The organism is Pseudomonas sp. TKO26 (assembly GCF_003225665.1).
GTDB classification, from domain to species: Bacteria; Pseudomonadota; Gammaproteobacteria; order Pseudomonadales; family Pseudomonadaceae; genus Aquipseudomonas; species Aquipseudomonas saponiphila.
The window spans coordinates 274,674-293,715 of record NZ_QKLN01000002.1; the positions used below are offsets into that span (position 1 = coordinate 274,674).

The window sequence follows — 19,042 nt, forward strand, 5'->3', positions numbered from 1 at the left end:
TTTTTTATTCCAGCCGGCAATCCGGCGTTCCGTGCCAGGTCACCCGGGCCGGTCGATAGGAGTGAGTCATGTCTGAAGTACGTCATTCGCGTGTGATTATTCTCGGTTCCGGCCCTGCCGGTTACAGCGCCGCCGTCTATGCCGCCCGGGCCAACCTGAAGCCGCTGCTGATCACCGGCATGCAGGCCGGCGGCCAGCTGACCACCACCACTGAAGTCGACAACTGGCCTGGCGACGTGCACGGCCTGACCGGCCCTGCGCTGATGGAGCGGATGCGCGAGCACGCCGAGCGTTTCGAAACCGAAATCGTCTTCGATCACATCAATGCCGTGGACTTCGCCGCCAAGCCTTACACCCTGACCGGCGACAGCGCGACCTACACCTGCGATGCCCTGATCATCGCCACCGGCGCCAGCGCCCGTTACCTGGGCCTGCCTTCGGAAGAAGCCTTCATGGGCAAGGGCGTTTCCGCCTGCGCCACTTGCGATGGTTTCTTCTATCGCAACAAGCCGGTGGCCGTGGTCGGTGGTGGCAACACTGCCGTTGAAGAGGCCCTGTACCTGGCCAACATCGCCAGCACCGTGACCCTGATCCACCGTCGCGAAACCTTCCGTGCCGAGAAGATCCTGATCGACAAGCTCAACGCCCGTGTGGCCGAAGGCAAGATCATCCTCAAGCTCAATGCCAACCTCGACGAAGTCCTGGGCGACAACATGGGCGTGACCGGTGCTCGCCTGAAGAACAACGACGGCAGCTTCGACGAACTGAAAGTCGACGGCGTGTTCATTGCTATCGGCCACACCCCGAACACCTCGCTGTTCGAAGGCCAACTGACCCTCAAGGACGGTTACCTGGTGGTGCAGGGCGGCCGTGACGGCAACGCTACCGCGACCAGCGTCGAAGGCATCTTTGCCGCCGGCGACGTGGCCGACCACGTGTACCGTCAGGCCATCACCTCGGCCGGCGCCGGCTGCATGGCGGCACTGGACACCGAGCGTTACCTGGACGGTCTGCAGAACGCGGCACACTGATTCCCAGGCAATAAAAAAACCGGCGCAAGCCGGTTTTTTTATGGGTGTCGCACTGTAGGAGCCGGCTTGCCGGCGAAGAGTCCTCCGAGCCCTGCGCTGCCTGCGCTGACGCCTTCGCTGGCGAGCCAGCTCCTACGGAGTACGGATCAGCGCCGGGTCAGCGGCTGGGCGGCGAACTTCACCCCGGCCAGGCCGTGGGCGATCAGGGCGCGGATATTGCCGTGATCAGTGCCCTCGGGAGTGGCCAGTACCGAGCGGTAGTGTTCGCCGAAGGCCAACAGGGCCTCTTTGTCGCTCAGGCCTTCCAGTAGGGCCAGGCCCAGGGTCTTGCATGAACCTTCGTTCTGCCCGGCAGCGTTTTCCACGCCGCCGTTGCTGAACGCCTGGGGCTGGTAGTGGTAGCCGGCGGCGATAAAGGCCAGGGTGTCGGCAAAGACGTGTTCACCGCTGTTGAGGCTGGCGCGCAGGGTGTTCAGATCAGTCATGGGGCTTTCCTTTGGCGAACGCCGCTTGTTGTTCGGCGCTGGCTTCTTTCTGGTAGAGATTTTTCCATTCGGCGTAGGGCATGCCGTACACCACTTCACGGGCCTCATCGAGGCTGACCTCGATCTGGCGTTCATCGGCTTCGGCCTTGTACCACTTGGACAGGCAGTTGCGGCAGAACCCGGCCAGGTTCATCAGGTCGATGTTCTGCACGTCCTTGCGGTTGTCCAGATGGGCCACCAGGCGGCGAAAGGCCGCGGCTTCCAGTTCCAGGCGTTGTTGAGGGGACATAAGACTCACTGCACATAGAAAAATGGGAACAGTTGCAAGCTACAAGCTGCCAGCGGCAAGTGAAAGCCGAAACGCTTTGACGTGCCGCTTGGCGCTAGCGACTTGCCGCTAACGTGATGGATACCGATTCGGCAAAGCGCAGGGCGTGGGGCTTGTCGACCTCGACCTCGGCGTAGTGCACCGAGTCGTTGCTCATCACCAGGTCCAGCAGTTCCTGGGTCAGGCGCTCCAGCAGGGCGAAGCGGTTGCCTTCGACGTGAGCGATGATCGCCTTGGTGATGGTGCGGTAGTTCAGTGCGTGGTCGATGTCGTTGTCACGCACCGCCTCCTGGGCGGGGTACAGGATGGTCAGGTTGATCAGCACATCCTGCTTGTTGAGGATCTCTTCCTCGTTGATTCCGATGTAGGTCCGCAGGAGCAGGTCCTTGACTCGGATACGAGCCATTCCTGGCTGAAGTTGTGGCATTGCTACTTGCTCCGTCCAATCAATTGCAGGAATTCCTGGCGAGTGGTGCTCGAGTCGCGAAAGGCGCCGAGCATCACCGAGGTGTGCAGGGTGGAATTCTGTTTCTCGACGCCGCGCATCATCATGCACATGTGCTTGGCCTCGATCACCACCGCGACGCCGGCGGCCTGGGTCACGTTCTGCACGGCGTCGGCGATTTCCCGGGTGAGATTTTCCTGGATCTGCAGGCGCCTGGCGAACATGTCGACGATGCGGGCGATCTTCGACAGCCCCAGCACCTTGCCGGTGGGAATATAAGCCACATGGGCCTTGCCGATGAAGGGCAGCAGGTGATGTTCGCACAGGGAATACAGTTCGATGTCGGCGACTATCACCATTTCATCGCTGTCGGAGGCGAACAGCGCGCCATTGACGATGCCCTCCAGCGACTGGCTGTAGCCGTGACATAGGTACTGCATGGCTTTGGCTGCGCGCTTGGGAGTGTCGAGCAAACCTTCGCGCTCGGGGTCTTCGCCCAGATCCTTGAGGATCTCGCGGTAGTGCTGGGGCAGGGAAAGGCTCATGCATGGTCCTCATGGGGCCGGCTTACTTGATGTGTCGCCCGCCGTTGACGGTCAGGGTAGTGCCGGTGACATAGGGGTTGTCCAGCAGGTAGCGCAGGCTCTGGTAGATCACTTCGCTGCCGGGTTCGATGCCCAGCGCGGATTTGGCCAGGGTCTTGGCGCGGTACGCCGCGTCGTCGTCGGGATTGAACAATAGCAGGGCCGGAGCGATGCCGTTGACCTTGATGGTCGGGGCGTACTTCGCCGCGAAGGACAGGGTCAGGCTGTCCAGCCCGGCTTTGCTGGCGCAGTAGGCAATGTGCTTGCTGCTGCCTTTGCGGGTCACGTCGTCGCTGATGTGGATGATGTCCGCCGGGCTTGAGCGCTGCAGCAACTCTGCGCAGTGCAGGTTGATCAGGTAGGGCGCGAGCATGTGCACGCTGAACATCCGGGTAAAGGCGGTGCTTTCCTCGCCCGGGCTTTCTTCCAGCCACTCCGAGGCGTTGTGGACGATGGCGCGCAGGCGGTCGGTGTGGTTTTTCAGCTCGCTGATCAAGGCCAGGATTCCGGCTTCGCTGGACAGGTCGGCGAACAGCAGGGTCGCGCCTTTCTCACGCAGGATTTCAAGGCCGGGGCGCAGGCTGCGGTAAGTGACGATCACCGGCTGTCCGTCTTCCAGCAGGCGCAGTGCGCAATGCAGGCCGACACGCTGGCTGGCACCAGTGATCAGGATCGGGGCGGGGGAGGCGTTCATGGAGGGCTCGCGTCGCGGGTAGGGGGAAACTATACCAGCGAGGGGCGGACCTGTGCCCGCAGGCAATGGGCTGGCCAGCTCCTGCGGTCGGCGCGAATGTTGCGCGTGGCGCTGCAGGAGCCGGCTTGCCGGCGAATCACGGATTCTGCGTCGAGGCGGCGCTCGGCAATGCGCGCGCCGGTGTGCTGTTGAGCCAGTTGGCCAGCAGGCGGGTGGACAGCGGAATGAAGAAATAGACCATCAGCGGGGTCAGCGCCAGGGTGCTGACAAACACCCGGGGCAGCAGGCTCAGATCACCGAGCAAGGGGCCGAGGACGAAGTTGAACAGCAGCGATACCGGGAAGAATGCCAGCCAGATGGCCACGGCCTGCTTCCAGCGTGGCGGCCGCTGTCCGGCGCCGCCGAACCAGCCGTCGATGCCTCTGACCCGGTGCTCCGAAGGGTGGGCGAACAGGTCGCTGCCTCGGGCCAGCCAGGCGGTACGCGAGGCGGAGTGCTCCCAGGTGTGCAGGGTGTGCTCGTCGGCAAAGCGGAAGATGATCTGGAATTCGTCATCGTCGGGCGGTGGTGCAAGGACACCGGAACCCAGGTAGCCGGGAAAGTCGGTGGCCAGTTGTTCGCCTTCGCGCAGCCAGGCGATCAGGTCCTGGTAACGGCCGTCGGCAACGCGCCGGGCAACCATCAGGGTGACGGGTGAGGTAGACATTATGTATCTCCGTAAAACCAATGCGCTGCCTGGATAAGGCAGGCGCTTGACGTGGCACCGGGGTAGTGGGCCGCGCCTGAAACAAGCAAGGATTATTCCTGATTGGCTGTGCGGGACCAACGACGCTGGTCGGTTTTTCCCAGGCTTGAAGCATTTGCGCTGGGGAAGAGTAGAATGAGCGCCACTTTGTTTACCGGTGTGTTCTCCTCCAGATGCCCGTCATGACTGAACTTGCCCCTGTCACGCCAGCCCCTGACCCTGTCGCTCAGGACGAGTTGTTTCCGATTCGTGAGGTGGCGCGCCTGACCGGCATCAACCCGGTGACCCTGCGGGCCTGGGAACGACGCTACGGTCTGATTCAACCTACGCGCACCGAAAGCGGGCATCGCCTGTATTCCATGCACGATGTTGAGGCGGTGCGGGAGATTCTGGGCTGGATCGAGCGCGGCGTGGCGGTGAGCAAGGTCGGCAAGATCCTGGCCAAGAACCGCGCTGTCCAGGCGCAGGGCAAGGCGCCGCTGGACGATGCCCTGCAAGGCGAGTACGGCCAGTGGCGCGATCAGTTGAAGCTGGCGGTGAGCGCCTTCGATGAAGAGCTGCTGGAGCGCCTGTACGGGCAGATCTTTTCCAGTTACGCCCTGCCGGTGGTTTTCCAGGACATCTTCCTGCCGTTCTGGAAGCAGTTGCTGCAGGTGCGGGACGGTTTTGGCCAGACCAGCGAGTGGCTGTTTCTGGACGGTTTCCTGCGTGCGCGGATCACTCAGCGTCTGTTGTTGCAGCGGGCCGGGCAGAGCCGGCAATTGTTGCTGACGGCGCTCAACGAACAATGTCGCGAGCTGGAACTGTTGGTCGCGGCGCTGATGCTCGGGCATGACCAGCTCGGTGTGCGCCTGCTGGGACCGGGGGCGCCCCTGGAGGAACTGACCCTGGTCTGCGAGAAGCTTCAGCCCGTGGCCCTGGTGGTGTTTTCCAATCATGCGCCCACGGCGGAACTGCCCAAGCGTCTCCAGCGCCTGGCACTGACCCTGGATTGCCCGCTGATGCTGGCCGGAGATGCGGCGGACCTGGCGCAGGACAGTCTCAGCGGTTCGCCGGTGGCCTGTCTGGGTAATGAGGGGCGCCTGATGCAGAAGCGCCTGCGGCAGTTCCTCAGCGGCCGCCTGGATACCTGAAGCCGCCGTTGGCCGCCCTCAAGCGTGCAGGGCCGGATGGCTGTGGCGGTGCTCCTGGAGGATGAACTGGCGCAGGCGCTCGGTTTCTTCCACATCACGCTGATCCAGGCGATAGGCGTAGAAACCGGCTTCGGTCTGGCGCTCGAAGCGCCCATGCAGGGCAATCCGCTCATACCCCGAGGGGCTGAACCACTGGGCGAACTGCTTGGGCGGCCGGGTCCGGTTGCGGATCTCCAGCAACACGCCCTTGAACGACACTTCCCGTACCCACAGGCGCCCCGGCTGGCCCTTGGCGTTTTCCAGGGCCACCGGCTCTTCCAGCGCCAGGCGCCAGGGCCGGACCATGGGCCCGTCTTCGAAGATGCTCGGCACCCCCAGGCGCAGATGCAGGGCATGGAACTCGTCTTCCACCAATTGCAGGGGAAAGGTCATCTGCTGGTTGTCGAAGTGCGCCTGGATGGTGAGCTTTTCATTGGCGGCCAGGCGAGTCAGCAAGTCACGGATCTGCGAGCCGCCATTGACCATCAGGCTGGATGTGCTGTCGCGCACATTGAGCTGCGGGTTGTGCTGCATGGTCCGGATGAAATCCAGTTCATCCTGAGTGAGGAGGGCGTCACGCTGCATGATGTTGCTCGAAGGGTGGAGTACAGATCGGCGGGGAATATCCCTACAGACCACGAAAGATGGATTTTATTAGTGCCCGTCGGTCGCCTTGAGCGCGGCCAGTTCGGCCTGGACGGCGTCCAGCTGTTGTTCCAACTGGAGCAGACGCTGCTGAGCCTTGATCTGTGCGCTGACATCCTTTTGCACACCGATGAAATAGGTCAGCTGATCGCTGTCGTTGAACACCGGGGTGATCGACAGCTCGTTCCAGAAGTGGCTGCCGTCCTTGCGGTAGTTGCGCAGCACCTCGCGGCACGGCTGGCCCTTGCCCAGGGCCTGGCGAATCCGCTCCAGCCCCGGCTGGTCACGGTCACCCGATTGCAGGAAACGGCAATCCTGGTACAGCACCTCGTCGGCGCTATAGCCCGTCAATCGCTCGAAAGCCGGGTTCACGTAAATCACGATGTTGTCTTCGCCTTCCTGTTCCGCGACCACAATCCCGTCGTTGGAGGCGTCGATCATCCGTTGCAACAGATGCGCGTTGATCATCCCGAAGTTCCGCTATCGATCAGTAGGTGCTGGATTCTAAGACATGCTGGCACGCTGTCCACTGGGGCTCTCCAGAGGCGCGGCATGCCAGGAAAGGGATTTTACTCCGTAGCTGGTAATATCCCAGTCTTTTAGTCAGCTTCAGGAACAGATTGATGAAAGTCGCCATCCTTTCCGGCTCGGTCTATGGCACGGCTGAAGAAGTCGCCAGGCACGCCGCCAAGCTCCTCAACGCTGCAGGCCTGGAGGCCTGGCACAACCCTCGGGCCAGTCTGGCCGAGCTCCAGGCCTTCGCGCCGCAGGCGTTGCTGGCGGTGACCTCGACCACCGGCATGGGTGAACTGCCGGACAACCTGCTACCGCTGTATTCGAGCCTTCGCGATCAGTTGCCCGCCGCCTGGCGCGGGCTGCCGGGGGCGGTGATCGGCCTCGGCGATTCCAGCTATGGCGATACCTTTTGCGGTGGCGGTGAGCAGATGCGCGAACTGTTCGCCGAACTGGGCGTGCGCGAAGTGCTGCCGATGCTGCGCCTGGACGCCAGCGAGAGCGTGACCCCGGAAACCGACGCCGAGCCCTGGCTGGCCGAGCTGATCAGCGCCCTGCGGGGCTGACCGGCTGTTCCCGCAGCAGCGCGAGCCAGGCTTGCGCTGCCTTGGACAGATAAGCGCCCTGACGCCAGATGAAGGCGATATCCCAACGCAGGTAGTCCGGCGCCTTGAGTGTCAGGCGCACCACCCCCGGCCGCACCAGGCCGCGGGCCACCACGCTGGGCAGCAACACCACGCCTTGTCCCGCGGCCACCAGCGCCGCGAGAAAATCCGCCTGACCACTGCGCCCGCCCTCCTTGGGGGTGAAGCCCACCTGCTGGCAGGCCTGGAGCAAGCGGTCGTTGAGCACAAAGCTGCGCTGATAGAGGAGGAAGGGGGTATCCGCCAGTTCCTCCAGGCGCACCTGGGCGTTCATCGCCAGGGGATGATCGGCGGGCAGCAAGGCATCCAGAGGCTCATCGCAAAAAGGCTGATAGGCGAACGCCGGGTCCTTGGGGGTCAGGCTGCCGCCCAGTTCCAGTTCGCCATTGCGCACCGCCTGCTCGACATTCAGGCTGCCGCCTTCGAGCAGTGACACCTGGATGTTCGGATAGCGCCGGCGGTATTCGGCAAAGCGGCTGGCGAACAGTGCGTCGCTGCCCAGCAACGGCAAGCCCAGGCGCAGTTCGCCTCGGGCCAGTTGACTCAGGTCGTCCAGTTCGCTGAGCAGTTCCTGGCGCAGGCGCAGCATGCCCTCGGCCCGTTGCAGGACCACGCTGCCGGCGGCAGTCAGATGAATGTGCGAGCCCTGGCGCTCCAGCAGGGGCGTGCCCAGGCTCTGTTCCAGCTGAGCGATCTGCTTGCTGACGGCGGACTGGCTGATGTGCAGGGTCTTGGCCGCCTGGGTGAAACCGCCCTGGCGCATCACTTCGACGAAGCTGCGCAGTTGTTTGAAATCCATGGTGGTAATTCCAGATTGGAATGGTTTCGAGTCTAACAATTCGCTTCGGTGATGCGGGGGCTTTTCATAAAATAGCCCCCTGAGAGGACCTGACCCCATGAACATTTCCACCTGTAAACGCCTGAGCCGCCTGATTGGTGAACTGGCAGTGCTGCTGGCCATCTATTTTCTCGGTTGCCAACTGGCCACCTGGCTGCCCTGGCCGATTCCCGGCGGGGTCATCGGCCTTGGCCTGTTGCTGCTGGCCTTCGCCCTGGGCTGGGTCAAGCCGGCGGCGCTGCAACTGGGGGCCGGCCTGCTGATGGCGGAGATGTTGCTGTTTTTCATTCCGGCGCTGATGAGCCTGCTGGATTACGGCAGCCTGCTGCGTGAGGACGGTTGGCGGATCCTGCTGGTGATCGGCGTCAGCACCTTGCTGGTGATGCTGGTGACCGCACTGACCGTGGAGTGGGTGTGCCGCTGGAGAATGCGCCATGAGGCTTGAGCTGATGCCGATGTTCTGGCTGGCCCTGACCCTGGGGGCCTATCTGTTCAGCCGCTGGATCTATCGGCGCACCGGGCGCTACCTGCTGTCGCCGCTGATCCTGGTGCCGGCCCTGTTGCTGGCGATCGCCGTGCCGCTGCACACCGCCTACGCCGAATACGCCGCCAACACCCATTGGCTGATGCTGGTGCTGGGGCCGGTGACCGTGGCCTTTGCGATTCCCATCTGGCAGCAGCGGCAACTGCTGATGCGCCACTGGTCGGCCCTGCTGCTGGGCATGCTGGCGGGCAGCGCCGCGTCCATCGGCAGTTCCTTCGGTCTGGCGAGGATGCTGGCCCTGGACAGCTCGGTGACGCTGTCCCTGGTGCCCCGTTCCATTACCACGCCGTTCGCCATGCCCCTGGCCCATGACCTGGGCGGCGTGCCCGAACTGACGGCGGTGTTCGTGATGTTCACCGGGGTGTTCGGCGCCATGCTTGGCGGTGTGCTGCTGCGCTGGCTGCCCTTGCGCAGTGCCCTGGCCCGGGGCGCCTTGTTTGGGGTGGGGGCCCACGGAGCCGGGGTCAGCCGGGCCCATGAAGTCGGCGGCGAGGAGGGCTCCGTGGCCGGGCTGGTGATGGTGCTGACCGGGCTGTTGAACCTGTTCGCCGCCCCTTTGCTGGCGTCGGTGCTTTGACGTGAAAACCGCGGGCCAGAGCCTTTTTTCCGGCTGACCCGCTCGGTCATCAAGCTGGCTGGCAATGCAACTCCGCCAGCGCTCCGGGCTGTCTAGACTCTGAGGGTCCTCTTCCTCCAATAAGAACTGTCACCGAGGTCCTTGCCGTGAGCCCAGCCCCCGTTCAATCGACAGCGAGTGTGAAAAACCAGGTCAGCGCTATCGAGTGGCAAACCCGCCTGGACCTGGCCGCCTGTTATCGCCTGGTGGCGATGCATGGCTGGGACGACCTGATCTTCACCCACATCTCCGCCAAGGTGCCGGGCACCGAAGACTTTCTGATCAACCCGTTCGGCATGATGTTCCACGAGATCACCGCCTCCAGCCTGGTGAAGGTCGATCAGGCCGGCAACAAGTTGATGGACAGCCCCTACGAGATCAACCCGGCCGGCTACACCATTCACAGTGCCGTGCATGCGGTGCGCCACGATGCGCTCTGTGTGCTGCATACCCATACCGCTGCCGGGGTCGCCGTGTCGGCGCAGAAGCAGGGCGTGCTGCCGATCAGTCAGCAGTCGCTGTTTGTCCTGTCGAGCCTGGGCCATCACCCCTATGAAGGGGTGGCCCTGAACCCCGAGGAAAAGGTCCGGCTGCAGGCCGATCTGGGAGACAACAACTTTCTGCTGCTGCACAACCATGGCTTGCTGACCTGCGGCGCCAGCATCGCCGACACCTTTCTGATGATGTTCATCTTCCAGCGTGCCTGTGAGATCCAGGTGCTGGCGCAAAGTGGCGGCGCCGAGCTGATGGCCATTTCCCCAGCGATCCTGAGCGGTGCCAAGGCGATGATCGCCGGGGTCACCCGCAGTGCACAGGGCATGGGCGGGGTGCTGGCCTGGCCGGCCCTGCTGCGCAAACTCGATCAACTCGACCCGGGTTATAACCTCTGATGCCTATTGCCGAGATTCCTCTGTCTGTCTGGCGCAAGCGCGGCAAGGACTTCGAGTTCCGCGGCCGGCGCATTCGCTACTGGGTGGCGGGGCATGGCGAGCCGCTGCTGTTGATCCATGGTTTTCCCACGGCCAGCTGGGACTGGCATTACCTGTGGCAGCCCCTGGCGCGGCGTTATCAGGTGATCGCCTGCGACATGCTCGGCTTCGGCGACTCGGACAAGCCCCTGGAGCATGAGTACAGCCTGCTGGAGCAGGCGGACTTGCAGCAGGCGCTGCTGGCTCATTTGCAGGTTCGCCAGGCGGTGCACCTGCTGGCCCATGACTATGGCGACAGCGTCGCCCAGGAACTGCTGGCCCGGCACTATGAACAGCGGATCGCCATTGCCAGCTGCGTATTTCTCAATGGCGGCCTGTTTCCGGAAACCCATCGCCCGGTGCTGACCCAGAAGCTCCTGCTCAGCCCACTGGGCTGGATGCTTGGGCGGGCCTTCAGCCGTCATGGCCTGGCGAACAGCTTCCGGCAGATCTTCGGCCCCCAGACCCGGCCCAGCGAGTCGGTCCTGGACGACTTCTGGAGCCTGGTGCACAGCAACAACGGGCCGCGCATCCTGCACAAGTTGATCGCCTACATCCCCGAGCGGCGGCTGCAGCGCGAGCGTTGGGTCAGTGCCATGCAACGCGGCGAGGTGCCGCTGCGGGTGATCGACGGTGCCCAGGACCCGATTTCCGGCGCGCACATGGTGGAGCGCTATTGCCAGCTGATCCCCGAGCCGGACACCGTGCTGCTGCCAGGCATCGGCCATTACCCGCAGATCGAGGCGCCGCTGCCGGTGCTCAAGCATTACCTGGGCTTTCGCGACAGGCTGCCCTCGCCATCGCGTCAGGCCGTGGGCTCCTGAGCGCCAGGGCTGCGCCGTGGTCCCTTGGCGCAGCCCGCTCTTGAGCGCTCGGGGCAATTATCCCGCTGTCTTATTGCGCACCATTCAGGTCCGGACGCTTTTATTGTGACCGCCGCCCGGCTGCCTGACACTCGACCCATAGTCCATTGGCCCAGCTGGAGTTCGGTATGAGTGAATCGGTGCGCTTGCAAGACAAAGTAGTGATCATTACCGGAGCCGGCGGCGGCCTGGGCCGGGCCCATGCATTGCTGTTCGCCAGGCACGGGGCCAAGGTGCTGGTCAACGACCTGGGAGGCTCGGCCCAAGGAGAAGGCGCCAGCGCCTCGGCGGCCGATAAGGTGGTGGCGCAGATCCGCGAGGCCGGGGGCATCGCCGAGGCCAACCACGACTCGGTCACCGATGGCGACAAGATCGTGCAGAACGCTCTGGATGTGTTCGGCCGGGTCGATGTGCTGGTCAACAACGCCGGCATCCTGCGGGACAAGACCTTCCACAAGATGGACGACAGCGATTGGGACCTGGTGTACCGGGTGCATGTCGAAGGGGCCTACAAGGTCACCCGTGCCGCCTGGCCGCACCTGCGGGACCAGGCCTACGGGCGGGTGATCTTCACCAGCTCCACATCGGGCATCTACGGCAACTTCGGCCAGTCCAACTACGGCATGGCCAAGCTCGGCCTGTACGGCCTGACCCGGACCCTGGCCATCGAAGGACGCAAGAACAATATCCTGGTCAACGCCATTGCCCCCACCGGTGGCACGCGGATGACCGAGGGGCTGATCCCGCCGCAAGTGTTCGAGCAGCTCAAGCCGGAACTGGTGAGCCCGTTGGTGGTGTACCTGGGCAGCGAGCAATGCCAGGAAACCTCCGGCCTGTTCGAAGTGGGCGGCGGCTGGATCGGCAAGGTGCGTTGGGAGCGCAGCCTGGGTGTCGGTTTCGATCCGCGCCAGGGCTTTTCGCCCGACGACGTGGCGGCGCACTGGCAGCAGATCTGCGATTTCGAAGGGGCGGCCCATCCCAATGACAACATCGAGGCGCTTAAGCAGATGATGCAGAATCTGCAAAAGTACGCCCTCTGACGCTGCGGGAAGCAGGGTGGTCCGGCGGGCACTCTTTCCAGGCTGGAAAGCAGCCATTCAATGATCCGCCGGAGCCTGGGCTGCGGCGGTTTTACTCCTGTGGCGTTCGTCTCTATGCTCGACGGTTGGCGAACGCACAAGGAGCGCTTGAGATGTATGAATCAAAGGATCAGCCGGTACTGTCGCGACTGCTGTTCATCCGCCGGCTATGTGTTCACGGCCTGGTGGTTCTGGCCCTGATCAGCTTTTCGGTGTTGCTGGGTATCAGCGGCCTGCTGTACTTCGAGCAGGACATTTCCTTTCACGACGCCTTGTATGACGCGGCCATGATCCTCGGCGGCATCGGGCCCATCAACATGCCGCAAACCCCTGGCGGCAAACTGTTTTTTGCCACCTACGGGCTTTACACCAACCTGGTTTTCGCCGCCACGCTGGGCTTGATCCTGTCACCGGTGGCGCATCGCCTGTTGCACAAATTTCATTACGACGAAGGTGATGACGACAGGTTGTAAGTTCCGCCTGGCCGTTGTCTTGCGCGCATAAAAAAGGCCGCTGCAAGCGCAGCGGCCAAAGCAAGACGTTAGATCAAGGAGCTACAAAATCAACGTCGGTGAACCTGGTGTCGCGACCTGAATTCAAACCCTTCAAGCCGCCTGGAAACTGATTCGGGGAACCCGGGTGCCGGGTACTTCCCATGGCAGTGGCGTGGCGCTGTTTGCCGTGACTGCGAAGCAAGAATAAGCCCTGGCCCGCCTGGGAAAAATAGCGATTCAGGACAAGGACTGTTACAGCCTGAGCAACAGTTCGAAGTGGTCGCCCGGGAACTGGATCGACGCCCCTGATGGGGCCGTATCCAGCCCATGGATAGGCCGCTGAAGTGCCCCTGAGGCAAGGGCATTCATCCTTTCGAGCGACAACGCGAATACCTCCTTGGTGCGCTTATCGGCCGAGGTACCCCGGCAGTAGGGTGACTTCTCCTGTCATTCACCGGGGAAGACGCATGACAAAAATAACAATGCGCGCCATCTTCACACCGCAGGCGTTGGCCGCCGCGGTGGCGCTGGGCTGCTGCAGCCAGGTGCAAGCGGTTTCGTTCAACATCGGGGAAGTCGAGGGGCAGTTCGACTCGTCGCTATCGGTCGGCGCCAGCTGGGGCATGCGTGATGCCGACCGGGCGTTCGTCGGTACGGTCAACGGCGGCACCGCGCAGTCTTCTACCGGCGACAATGGCCGCCTGAACTTCAAGAAGGGCGAAACCTTCTCGAAGATCTTCAAGGGCCTGCACGACCTGGAGCTCAAGTACGGCGACACCGGGGTCTTCGTGCGCGGCAAGTACTGGTACGACTTCGAACTCAAGGACGAAGACCGCGAGTTCAAGCCCATCAGCGACCACAACCGCAAGGAAGGCGCCAAGTCCTCGGGGGCGCAGATTCTCGACGCCTTCGTCTACCACAACTATTCCATCGCCGACCTGCCGGGCACCGTGCGCGCCGGCAAGCAGGTGGTCAGCTGGGGCGAGAGCACCTTCATCGGCAACTCCATCAACAGCATCAACCCGGTGGACGTCTCGGCCTTTCGCCGACCTGGCGCCGAGATCAAGGAAGGCCTGGTGCCGGTGAACATGCTGTTCGCTTCCCAGGGCCTGACCAACCAGCTGACCGTCGAGGGCTTCTATCAGCTGGAGTGGGACCAGACCGTGGTGGACAACTGCGGCACCTTCTTCGGCAACGATGTGGTGGCCGATGGTTGCACCACCGGCTACACCGTCGGCAGCCCGGCGATCGCGCCGCTGCAACCGGTCGCCGCGGCGTTTGGCCAGGGCTTCCAGGTGTCCCGCGAGGGGGTGATCCTGCCCCGCGGCGGCGACCGCGATGCCCGTGATTCCGGGCAGTGGGGCGCTGCCTTGCGCTGGCTCGGCGACGACACCGAGTACGGCCTGTATTTCATGAACTACCACGCTCGCAGCCCGGTGGTCAGTACCACCACGGCCAATGTGCGTCCGGCGACCCTGGGCGCGATTGCCGGGGCTGCCAACGGCATCGTTCCCGGCTCCGGCAGCGGCCTGGTGCAAAGCGTGATGCTCGGCCGTGGCCAGTACTACCTCGAATACCCCGAAGACATCCGCCTGTATGGCGCCAGCTTCTCCACCACGCTGCCCACCGGCACCGCCTGGACCGGCGAGATCAGCTACCGTCCCAACGCCCCGGTGCAGGTCAACACCAACGACCTGACCCTGGCCCTGCTCAACCCGATTGCCGGCGGCGCGGCGTCGCCGATCAAGACCGCCCTGGGCGCCGACAACACCGGCTACCGGCGCAAGGAAATCACCCAGATCCAGAGCACCATGACCCAGTTCTTCGATCAGGTGCTGGGGGCCGATCGCCTGACCCTGGTGGGCGAAGCGGCGGTCGTCCACGTCGGCGGCCTGGAGGACAAGAGCAAGCTGCGCTATGGCCGTGACTCGGTCTACGGCCAATACGGCTATGGCGGCGATACCGGCGGTTTCGTCACCGCTACCTCCTGGGGCTATCGGGCCCGGGCGATCCTCGACTACAGCAACCTGATTGGCGGGATCAACTTCAAGCCCAACCTGTCCTGGTCCCATGACGTCAACGGCTACGGTCCCAATGGCCTGTTCAACCAGGGGGCCAAGGCCCTGAGCGTCGGGGTCGATGCCGACTACCGCAACACCTACACCGCCAGCCTCAGCTACACCGACTTCTTTGGCGGGCGCTACAACACCCTCACCGACCGGGATTTCCTCGCGTTGAGCTTTGGCGTGAACTTCTGAACCGGCACAAGAAGGAGCACTTGAATGCGCAACATGATTCTGCAATGCAGCGCCCTGGCACTGGGCCTGTGGGCGGCCAACCTGATGGCCGCGGTGAGCCCGGAAGACGCCGCCCAACTGGGCACCAGCCTGACTCCCATAGGGGCGCAAAAGGCCGGCAATGCCGATGGCTCGATCCCGGCCTGGAACGGAGGCATCCCGAAGAACGCCGGAGCGGTGGACAGCAAGGGCTTTCTCGCCGACCCGTTCGCCAATGAAAAGCCGTTGTTCATCATCACCGCGGCCACGGCGGACAAGTACAAGGACAAGCTATCTGCAGGGCAGTTGGCGATGTTCAAGCGTTACCCCGACAGTTACCGGATCCCGGTCTACCCGACCCATCGCAGCGTCGGCCTGCCGCCGGAGATCTACGAGTCGGCCAAGCGCAGTGCGCTGAACGTGACCACCACCAATGACGGCAACGGCCTGGCCAACTTCACCGGCAACCGCTACTACGCCTTCCCGATTCCGAAGAACGGCATCGAGGTGCTGTGGAACCACCTGACCCGCTATCACGGTGGCAACCAGAAACGCATCATCACTCAGGTCACCCCGCAGACCAACGGCAGCTATACCTCGATCCGTTTCGAGGAAGAGATCGCGGCGCCGCCGATGATCCCTGATCTGGATCCGGCCAAAGCGGCCAACGTGCTGAACTTCTTCAAGCAGTCGGTGACCGCCCCGGCGCGGCTGGCGGGCAACGTGCTGCTGGTCCACGAGACCCTGGACCAGGTCAAGGAGCCACGTTCGGCGTGGATCTACAACGCAGGCCAGCGCCGCGTGCGGCGGGCTCCGCAAGTGGCCTACGACGGTCCGGGCACCGCCTCCGATGGGATGCGCACCTCGGACAACTTCGACATGTTCTCCGGCGCGCCCGATCGTTACGACTGGAAGCTGGTGGGCAAGAAGGAGATGTACATCCCCTACAACAGCTACAAGCTGGACTCCCCGAGCCTCAAGTACGACGACATCGTCAAGGCCGGGCATATCAACCAGGACCTGACCCGTTACGAGCTGCACCGGGTCTGGGAAGTGGTGGGCACGGTCAAGCCGAACCAGAGGCATATCTACGCCACTCGGCACATGTACATCGACGAGGACAGCTGGCAGGTGGCCCTGGTGGATCACTACGACGGTCGTGGCCAACTGTGGCGGGTCGCCGAAGGGCACGCGCAGTACTACTACGACCACCAGGTTCCGGCCTACACCCTGGAAGCCCTGTATGACCTCAACGCCGGTCGCTACCTGGCCCTGGGCATGAAGAACGAGGAAAAGCACAGCCTGGAATTCGGCTTCGCCGCCAAGGCCGCCGACTACACCCCGGCCGCCTTGCGCGCCAGCGGGGTGCGCTAGGCACGGGTGACGCACGAGGTTGAAAGGCGACCGCCCGGTCGCCTTTTTTATGGCAGGGGATCAGCCCGCTGAATACTTCTTCAACAGGTCGGGAGCTCGGGGCTAGGGTGGGGGCACGCTGGCTAAAACTATAAAAAGGCTCGCCGCAATGACTGCCATGACTCGTTGTCCAGAGCGTCCCGGGTTCATGCCCCGTTTGTCTTCCCATCATTCTCCACGCCGCCATTTGAGTACGCCCCTGCTGCTCTCCAGCGCGCGGGTCAAGTTGTTGTGCGCCCCCGCCGGCAGCGGCAAGACCGCGCTGCTCAGCGAATGCCTGCAGCAGGCCCCGGAGGGCTGCCGAGTCATCTGGTTGCCCCTGGGCGGCGCGCGGCAGACGCCCGAGGAGCTGTGTCGCGCCCTGGCCTCGGCCCTGGGCCTGGCCGCAGCCGAGCCGGCTGCACTGCTGGCTCATCTGGCCCATCTGCCGGCCCCGACCTGGCTGTGCATCGATGACTATTGCCGGTTGCCGGCGGCCGATCTGGACCTGCTGCTGGACCGCTTGCTGAGCGTCGACAACCCCGGGCTCACCTGGTGGATCGGCAGCCGCCGCCGGCCTCAATGCAACTGGCCACGACTGTTGCTGGACGACCAGCTCCACGAACTGGACGGCGGCGCCCTGGCGTTCAGCCAGGACGATATCGAGCGCTTGCTGCAACGCCTGCCGCAGCCTTTGTGCGCCCAGACCGCCAGCCGCGTCCTGCAACGCAGCGGTGGCTGGTGCGCGGGGGTGCGTATCGCCTTGCTCGACGGCAGCGAGTGGGTCAGCCAACCCTGCAAGCCCGGGCGCCCCAACACCTTGCTCGAATACCTGGAGCACGAGCTGTTCAGCGTGCTGCCGGCGGAACTGGCGGAAGTCTGGCAAGTGCTGGCCCATATGCCGCGGTTCAATGCCGAGCTGTGCGAGCACCTGTTTGGCGCCGGAGAAGGGGCCCAGTACCTGCGTACCCTGCAGGACCTGGGCTGCTTTATCGAACCCTGGGAGGGCGGTGGCGACTGGCTGCAGGTGTTCGCGCCCCTGGCCCGGTTGATGCGCGACGAGGCCTGGCCCACGGCACGCTCCTGGCATCGCCGGGCCTGCCAGTGGTTTACCGTGCAGGAGGATTGGCAGTCGGCCTTTGAGCAGGCGCTGTTGGCGCAGGAGTTTGAAGTGGCGGTCAGCCTGCTGGAGCACTTCAACTTCGAGTTTCTGTTCCAGCGCCACAATGGCTTGCTGTTGTTGCAACTGCACGAGCGCCAGGGCGCCGAGCTGTTGCTGGGCAGTCCGCAGTTACTGGGGCTCTTGGCGGCGGCCATGCTGTTTGCCGGGCGTTTCGAGCAGGCCGGGCAGTGCATGGCGCAGATGGCTCGTTTCACGCCGCAAGGGTCGGCCGCCGAACAGCGGCAGTTGCTGGCCCGCTGGCAGGCGCAGCAGGGCTGGCTGTTGCATCTGGGCGGGCGCATGGAGGCCGCGCGGCAGCACTTTCGCGAAGCCTTGAACGAATTGGACGACAGCGCCTGGACCATCCGCTTGCTGTGTCTGTCCGGCCTGACCCAGCAAGCGTTGCTGTGTGGCGAGCTGGACGTGGCCCAGTCCCTCAATCGGCAAGCCCTGTGCCTGGCTCGGGCCCAGGATGCGCTGTTGTTCGAGGGCCTGCTGGAACTCGACCATGCCCAACTGCTGGAACAGCGCGGCGCGCCGCATCGGGCGCAGAGCCTGCTGGAGCAGGTGCTCGAGCGCTTGTCCGGGCAAGCGCTGCGGGCCACGCCCTTGCTGGGGCGCCTGGCCTTGCGCCTGGGGCGTCTGGCCTTGCGCCAGGGACAGGACCCGCAAGCAGCCGGGTATTTTCGCCGGGGCCTTGAGGATTGCCTGGTCAGTCATGACAAGTGCGCCTTGTATGGCTTTCTCGGTGAGGCGCAGTTGGCGGCCAATCAGGGCGACTACGCCCAGGCCTTCGTGCGCCTGCGAGACGCCGAGCGGCTGATGCAGCAACGGCAGATCCCGGACAGCGTCTACCGTGGTGTGCTGTTGCAGGTCAGCAGTCAACTCTGGCTGCAGCAGGGGCGGGCGGATCTGGCGCACGAAGCCCTGAGTCGGGTGCTCCGGCATTATCGCGGCCCCCAGGCACTGCAGGCGCCACCGGCCAGTCTGGAGCTGATCCCGAGTATCGAATGCCTGCTGGTGCTGGCCGAGGTGCATCTGGGACAGCCCCAGGCAGCGGTGGCCACCTTGCAGGGGCTGCTGGCCCGGGCCCGGCGCCACGGCATGCTGGGCCTGGAGGTCCAGGTGCAGCTGGTTTTGGCCGAGGTGGCCTTCAGGCTCGGCGATCAGGTTCTGGCGGCCCAGGCCCTGCAGGCCGGGCAGGCACTGGCGGCGCGCTGCAATCTGCCCCACGCCCTGCACGAGTTGCGCCTGCGGCAGCCTGGCTTGCTGCCGCCAGCCGACAGCCCGCCGGCCGTGACGGCCCAGGCGCCGCCCGAAAGTCACGAGAACCTGCTCAGCCTGCGGGAGCTGCAGGTGCTGCAACTGATTGCCCAGGGCTGCTCCAACCAACAGATTGCCGAGCAGTTGTTCATCTCTCTGCACACGGTGAAGACCCACGGTCGCAGGATCCACAGCAAGCTGGGGGTGGAGCGGCGCACCCAGGCCGTGGCCAAGGCCCAGGCCCTGGGGCTGATGAGCTGA

The 19,042-nt window shown here is 64.0% G+C and carries 21 protein-coding genes; 12 read left to right on the plus strand and 9 right to left on the minus strand.

The genetic code is table 11. The features are described 5' to 3' along the window. Positions 1-68: 68 nt before the first annotated feature. On the plus strand, positions 69-1,031 hold the full coding sequence (gene trxB, locus DNK59_RS04480) for a thioredoxin-disulfide reductase (RefSeq protein WP_060837566.1): 963 nt from the start codon (positions 69-71) through the stop codon (positions 1,029-1,031). Between the two features lie 146 nt (positions 1,032-1,177). Here the strand turns inward: trxB and DNK59_RS04485 are convergent, their stop codons facing one another. The 6 genes from DNK59_RS04485 to DNK59_RS04510 all read right to left on the minus strand — a co-directional run bounded on the left by DNK59_RS04485 (position 1,178) and on the right by DNK59_RS04510 (position 4,273). Continuing rightward, positions 1,178-1,516, minus strand: coding sequence for a HopJ type III effector protein (locus DNK59_RS04485; protein ID WP_092319674.1), 339 nt, complete (start codon positions 1,514-1,516; stop codon positions 1,178-1,180). After that, entirely contained in the window at positions 1,509-1,805 is a 297-nt protein-coding gene (locus tag DNK59_RS04490; protein WP_060837568.1) for a DUF1244 domain-containing protein, read from the minus strand. The genes DNK59_RS04485 and DNK59_RS04490 overlap by 8 nt, the downstream gene beginning before the upstream one ends. A gap of 94 nt (positions 1,806-1,899) precedes the next feature. Next, on the minus strand, positions 1,900-2,271 hold the full coding sequence (gene folX / locus DNK59_RS04495) for a dihydroneopterin triphosphate 2'-epimerase (protein WP_060837569.1): 372 nt from the start codon (positions 2,269-2,271) through the stop codon (positions 1,900-1,902). Between the two features lie 2 nt (positions 2,272-2,273). Then, positions 2,274-2,834: a GTP cyclohydrolase I FolE gene (folE, locus tag DNK59_RS04500; protein WP_092319676.1), complete on the minus strand. Its 561-nt coding sequence runs from the start codon at positions 2,832-2,834 to the stop codon at positions 2,274-2,276. A 22-nt stretch (positions 2,835-2,856) separates the two neighbouring features. Beyond that, positions 2,857-3,567: a dihydromonapterin reductase gene (gene folM / locus DNK59_RS04505; RefSeq protein WP_110722401.1), complete on the minus strand. Its 711-nt coding sequence runs from the start codon at positions 3,565-3,567 to the stop codon at positions 2,857-2,859. A 136-nt stretch (positions 3,568-3,703) separates the two neighbouring features. Beyond that, entirely contained in the window at positions 3,704-4,273 is a 570-nt protein-coding gene (locus DNK59_RS04510) for an antibiotic biosynthesis monooxygenase (protein WP_110722402.1), read from the minus strand. Positions 4,274-4,485: 212 nt separating this feature from the next. Here DNK59_RS04510 and DNK59_RS04515 point away from each other — a divergent pair, with 212 nt between their 5' ends. Further along, positions 4,486-5,445 carry a MerR family transcriptional regulator gene (locus DNK59_RS04515; RefSeq protein ID WP_092319682.1) on the plus strand — a complete coding sequence of 320 codons (960 nt, stop codon included), beginning with the start codon at positions 4,486-4,488 and terminating at the stop codon, positions 5,443-5,445. Positions 5,446-5,463: 18 nt separating this feature from the next. Here the strand turns inward: DNK59_RS04515 and DNK59_RS04520 are convergent, their stop codons facing one another. Continuing rightward, positions 5,464-6,069 (minus strand): hypothetical protein, encoded by a 606-nt coding sequence (locus tag DNK59_RS04520; RefSeq protein ID WP_092319684.1) that lies wholly within the window; start codon positions 6,067-6,069, stop codon positions 5,464-5,466. 69 nt (positions 6,070-6,138) lie between these two features. Continuing rightward, positions 6,139-6,597 carry a PAS domain-containing protein gene (locus DNK59_RS04525; protein WP_110722403.1) on the minus strand — a complete coding sequence of 153 codons (459 nt, stop codon included), beginning with the start codon at positions 6,595-6,597 and terminating at the stop codon, positions 6,139-6,141. A 155-nt stretch (positions 6,598-6,752) separates the two neighbouring features. Here DNK59_RS04525 and DNK59_RS04530 point away from each other — a divergent pair, with 155 nt between their 5' ends. Then, entirely contained in the window at positions 6,753-7,208 is a 456-nt protein-coding gene (locus DNK59_RS04530; RefSeq protein WP_110722404.1) for a flavodoxin, read from the plus strand. Here the strand turns inward: DNK59_RS04530 and DNK59_RS04535 are convergent. Beyond that, on the minus strand, positions 7,189-8,085 hold the full coding sequence (locus tag DNK59_RS04535) for a LysR family transcriptional regulator (protein WP_016964759.1): 897 nt from the start codon (positions 8,083-8,085) through the stop codon (positions 7,189-7,191). The two genes, DNK59_RS04530 and DNK59_RS04535, sit on opposite strands and share 20 nt — an antisense overlap. Positions 8,086-8,182: 97 nt before the next feature. On the opposite strand from DNK59_RS04535, the gene DNK59_RS04540 reads away from it, so the two are divergent. From DNK59_RS04540 to DNK59_RS04580, 9 genes are all read left to right on the plus strand, one after another. Then, positions 8,183-8,569, plus strand: a complete 387-nt coding sequence (locus tag DNK59_RS04540; protein ID WP_110722405.1) for a CidA/LrgA family protein — start codon at positions 8,183-8,185, stop codon at positions 8,567-8,569. Next, positions 8,559-9,245: an LrgB family protein gene (locus tag DNK59_RS04545; RefSeq protein WP_092319694.1), complete on the plus strand. Its 687-nt coding sequence runs from the start codon at positions 8,559-8,561 to the stop codon at positions 9,243-9,245. The genes DNK59_RS04540 and DNK59_RS04545 overlap by 11 nt, the downstream gene beginning before the upstream one ends. 146 nt (positions 9,246-9,391) lie before the next feature. Next, positions 9,392-10,174: a class II aldolase/adducin family protein gene (locus DNK59_RS04550; RefSeq protein WP_110722406.1), complete on the plus strand. Its 783-nt coding sequence runs from the start codon at positions 9,392-9,394 to the stop codon at positions 10,172-10,174. Beyond that, positions 10,174-11,076 (plus strand): alpha/beta fold hydrolase, encoded by a 903-nt coding sequence (locus DNK59_RS04555; RefSeq protein WP_110722407.1) that lies wholly within the window; start codon positions 10,174-10,176, stop codon positions 11,074-11,076. The genes DNK59_RS04550 and DNK59_RS04555 overlap by 1 nt, the downstream gene beginning before the upstream one ends. A gap of 167 nt (positions 11,077-11,243) precedes the next feature. Further along, a complete protein-coding gene (locus DNK59_RS04560; protein ID WP_092319700.1) occupies positions 11,244-12,155 on the plus strand; it encodes an SDR family oxidoreductase in 912 nt (303 codons plus the stop codon). A gap of 152 nt (positions 12,156-12,307) precedes the next feature. Beyond that, the gene (locus DNK59_RS04565) at positions 12,308-12,667 is read left to right on the plus strand and encodes a hypothetical protein (RefSeq protein ID WP_060837582.1); all 360 of its coding nucleotides are present in this window, start codon (positions 12,308-12,310) and stop codon (positions 12,665-12,667) included. 488 nt (positions 12,668-13,155) lie between these two features. Continuing rightward, positions 13,156-14,946 carry a DUF1302 domain-containing protein gene (locus DNK59_RS04570; protein ID WP_110722408.1) on the plus strand — a complete coding sequence of 597 codons (1,791 nt, stop codon included), beginning with the start codon at positions 13,156-13,158 and terminating at the stop codon, positions 14,944-14,946. A gap of 24 nt (positions 14,947-14,970) precedes the next feature. Then, on the plus strand, positions 14,971-16,338 hold the full coding sequence (locus DNK59_RS04575; protein WP_110722409.1) for a DUF1329 domain-containing protein: 1,368 nt from the start codon (positions 14,971-14,973) through the stop codon (positions 16,336-16,338). 148 nt (positions 16,339-16,486) lie between these two features. Continuing rightward, positions 16,487-19,042 (plus strand): LuxR C-terminal-related transcriptional regulator, encoded by a 2,556-nt coding sequence (locus DNK59_RS04580; RefSeq protein WP_110722410.1) that lies wholly within the window; start codon positions 16,487-16,489, stop codon positions 19,040-19,042.

What these genes read in the sequence shown, in the direction of transcription:
- trxB (WP_060837566.1), top strand. Translation starts at nt 69, where the DNA reads ATGTCTGAAGTACGTCATTCGCGTGTGATTATTCTCGGTTCCGGCCCT.
- DNK59_RS04485 (WP_092319674.1), bottom strand. Translation starts at nt 1,516, where the DNA reads ATGACTGATCTGAACACCCTGCGCGCCAGCCTCAACAGCGGTGAACAC.
- DNK59_RS04490 (WP_060837568.1), bottom strand. Translation starts at nt 1,805, where the DNA reads ATGTCCCCTCAACAACGCCTGGAACTGGAAGCCGCGGCCTTTCGCCGC.
- folX (WP_060837569.1), bottom strand. Translation starts at nt 2,271, where the DNA reads ATGCCACAACTTCAGCCAGGAATGGCTCGTATCCGAGTCAAGGACCTG.
- folE (WP_092319676.1), bottom strand. Translation starts at nt 2,834, where the DNA reads ATGAGCCTTTCCCTGCCCCAGCACTACCGCGAGATCCTCAAGGATCTG.
- folM (WP_110722401.1), bottom strand. Translation starts at nt 3,567, where the DNA reads ATGAACGCCTCCCCCGCCCCGATCCTGATCACTGGTGCCAGCCAGCGT.
- DNK59_RS04510 (WP_110722402.1), bottom strand. Translation starts at nt 4,273, where the DNA reads ATGTCTACCTCACCCGTCACCCTGATGGTTGCCCGGCGCGTTGCCGAC.
- DNK59_RS04515 (WP_092319682.1), top strand. Translation starts at nt 4,486, where the DNA reads ATGCCCGTCATGACTGAACTTGCCCCTGTCACGCCAGCCCCTGACCCT.
- DNK59_RS04520 (WP_092319684.1), bottom strand. Translation starts at nt 6,069, where the DNA reads ATGCAGCGTGACGCCCTCCTCACTCAGGATGAACTGGATTTCATCCGG.
- DNK59_RS04525 (WP_110722403.1), bottom strand. Translation starts at nt 6,597, where the DNA reads ATGATCAACGCGCATCTGTTGCAACGGATGATCGACGCCTCCAACGAC.
- DNK59_RS04530 (WP_110722404.1), top strand. Translation starts at nt 6,753, where the DNA reads ATGAAAGTCGCCATCCTTTCCGGCTCGGTCTATGGCACGGCTGAAGAA.
- DNK59_RS04535 (WP_016964759.1), bottom strand. Translation starts at nt 8,085, where the DNA reads ATGGATTTCAAACAACTGCGCAGCTTCGTCGAAGTGATGCGCCAGGGC.
- DNK59_RS04540 (WP_110722405.1), top strand. Translation starts at nt 8,183, where the DNA reads ATGAACATTTCCACCTGTAAACGCCTGAGCCGCCTGATTGGTGAACTG.
- DNK59_RS04545 (WP_092319694.1), top strand. Translation starts at nt 8,559, where the DNA reads ATGAGGCTTGAGCTGATGCCGATGTTCTGGCTGGCCCTGACCCTGGGG.
- DNK59_RS04555 (WP_110722407.1), top strand. Translation starts at nt 10,174, where the DNA reads ATGCCTATTGCCGAGATTCCTCTGTCTGTCTGGCGCAAGCGCGGCAAG.
- DNK59_RS04560 (WP_092319700.1), top strand. Translation starts at nt 11,244, where the DNA reads ATGAGTGAATCGGTGCGCTTGCAAGACAAAGTAGTGATCATTACCGGA.
- DNK59_RS04565 (WP_060837582.1), top strand. Translation starts at nt 12,308, where the DNA reads ATGTATGAATCAAAGGATCAGCCGGTACTGTCGCGACTGCTGTTCATC.
- DNK59_RS04570 (WP_110722408.1), top strand. Translation starts at nt 13,156, where the DNA reads ATGACAAAAATAACAATGCGCGCCATCTTCACACCGCAGGCGTTGGCC.
- DNK59_RS04575 (WP_110722409.1), top strand. Translation starts at nt 14,971, where the DNA reads ATGCGCAACATGATTCTGCAATGCAGCGCCCTGGCACTGGGCCTGTGG.
- DNK59_RS04580 (WP_110722410.1), top strand. Translation starts at nt 16,487, where the DNA reads ATGACTGCCATGACTCGTTGTCCAGAGCGTCCCGGGTTCATGCCCCGT.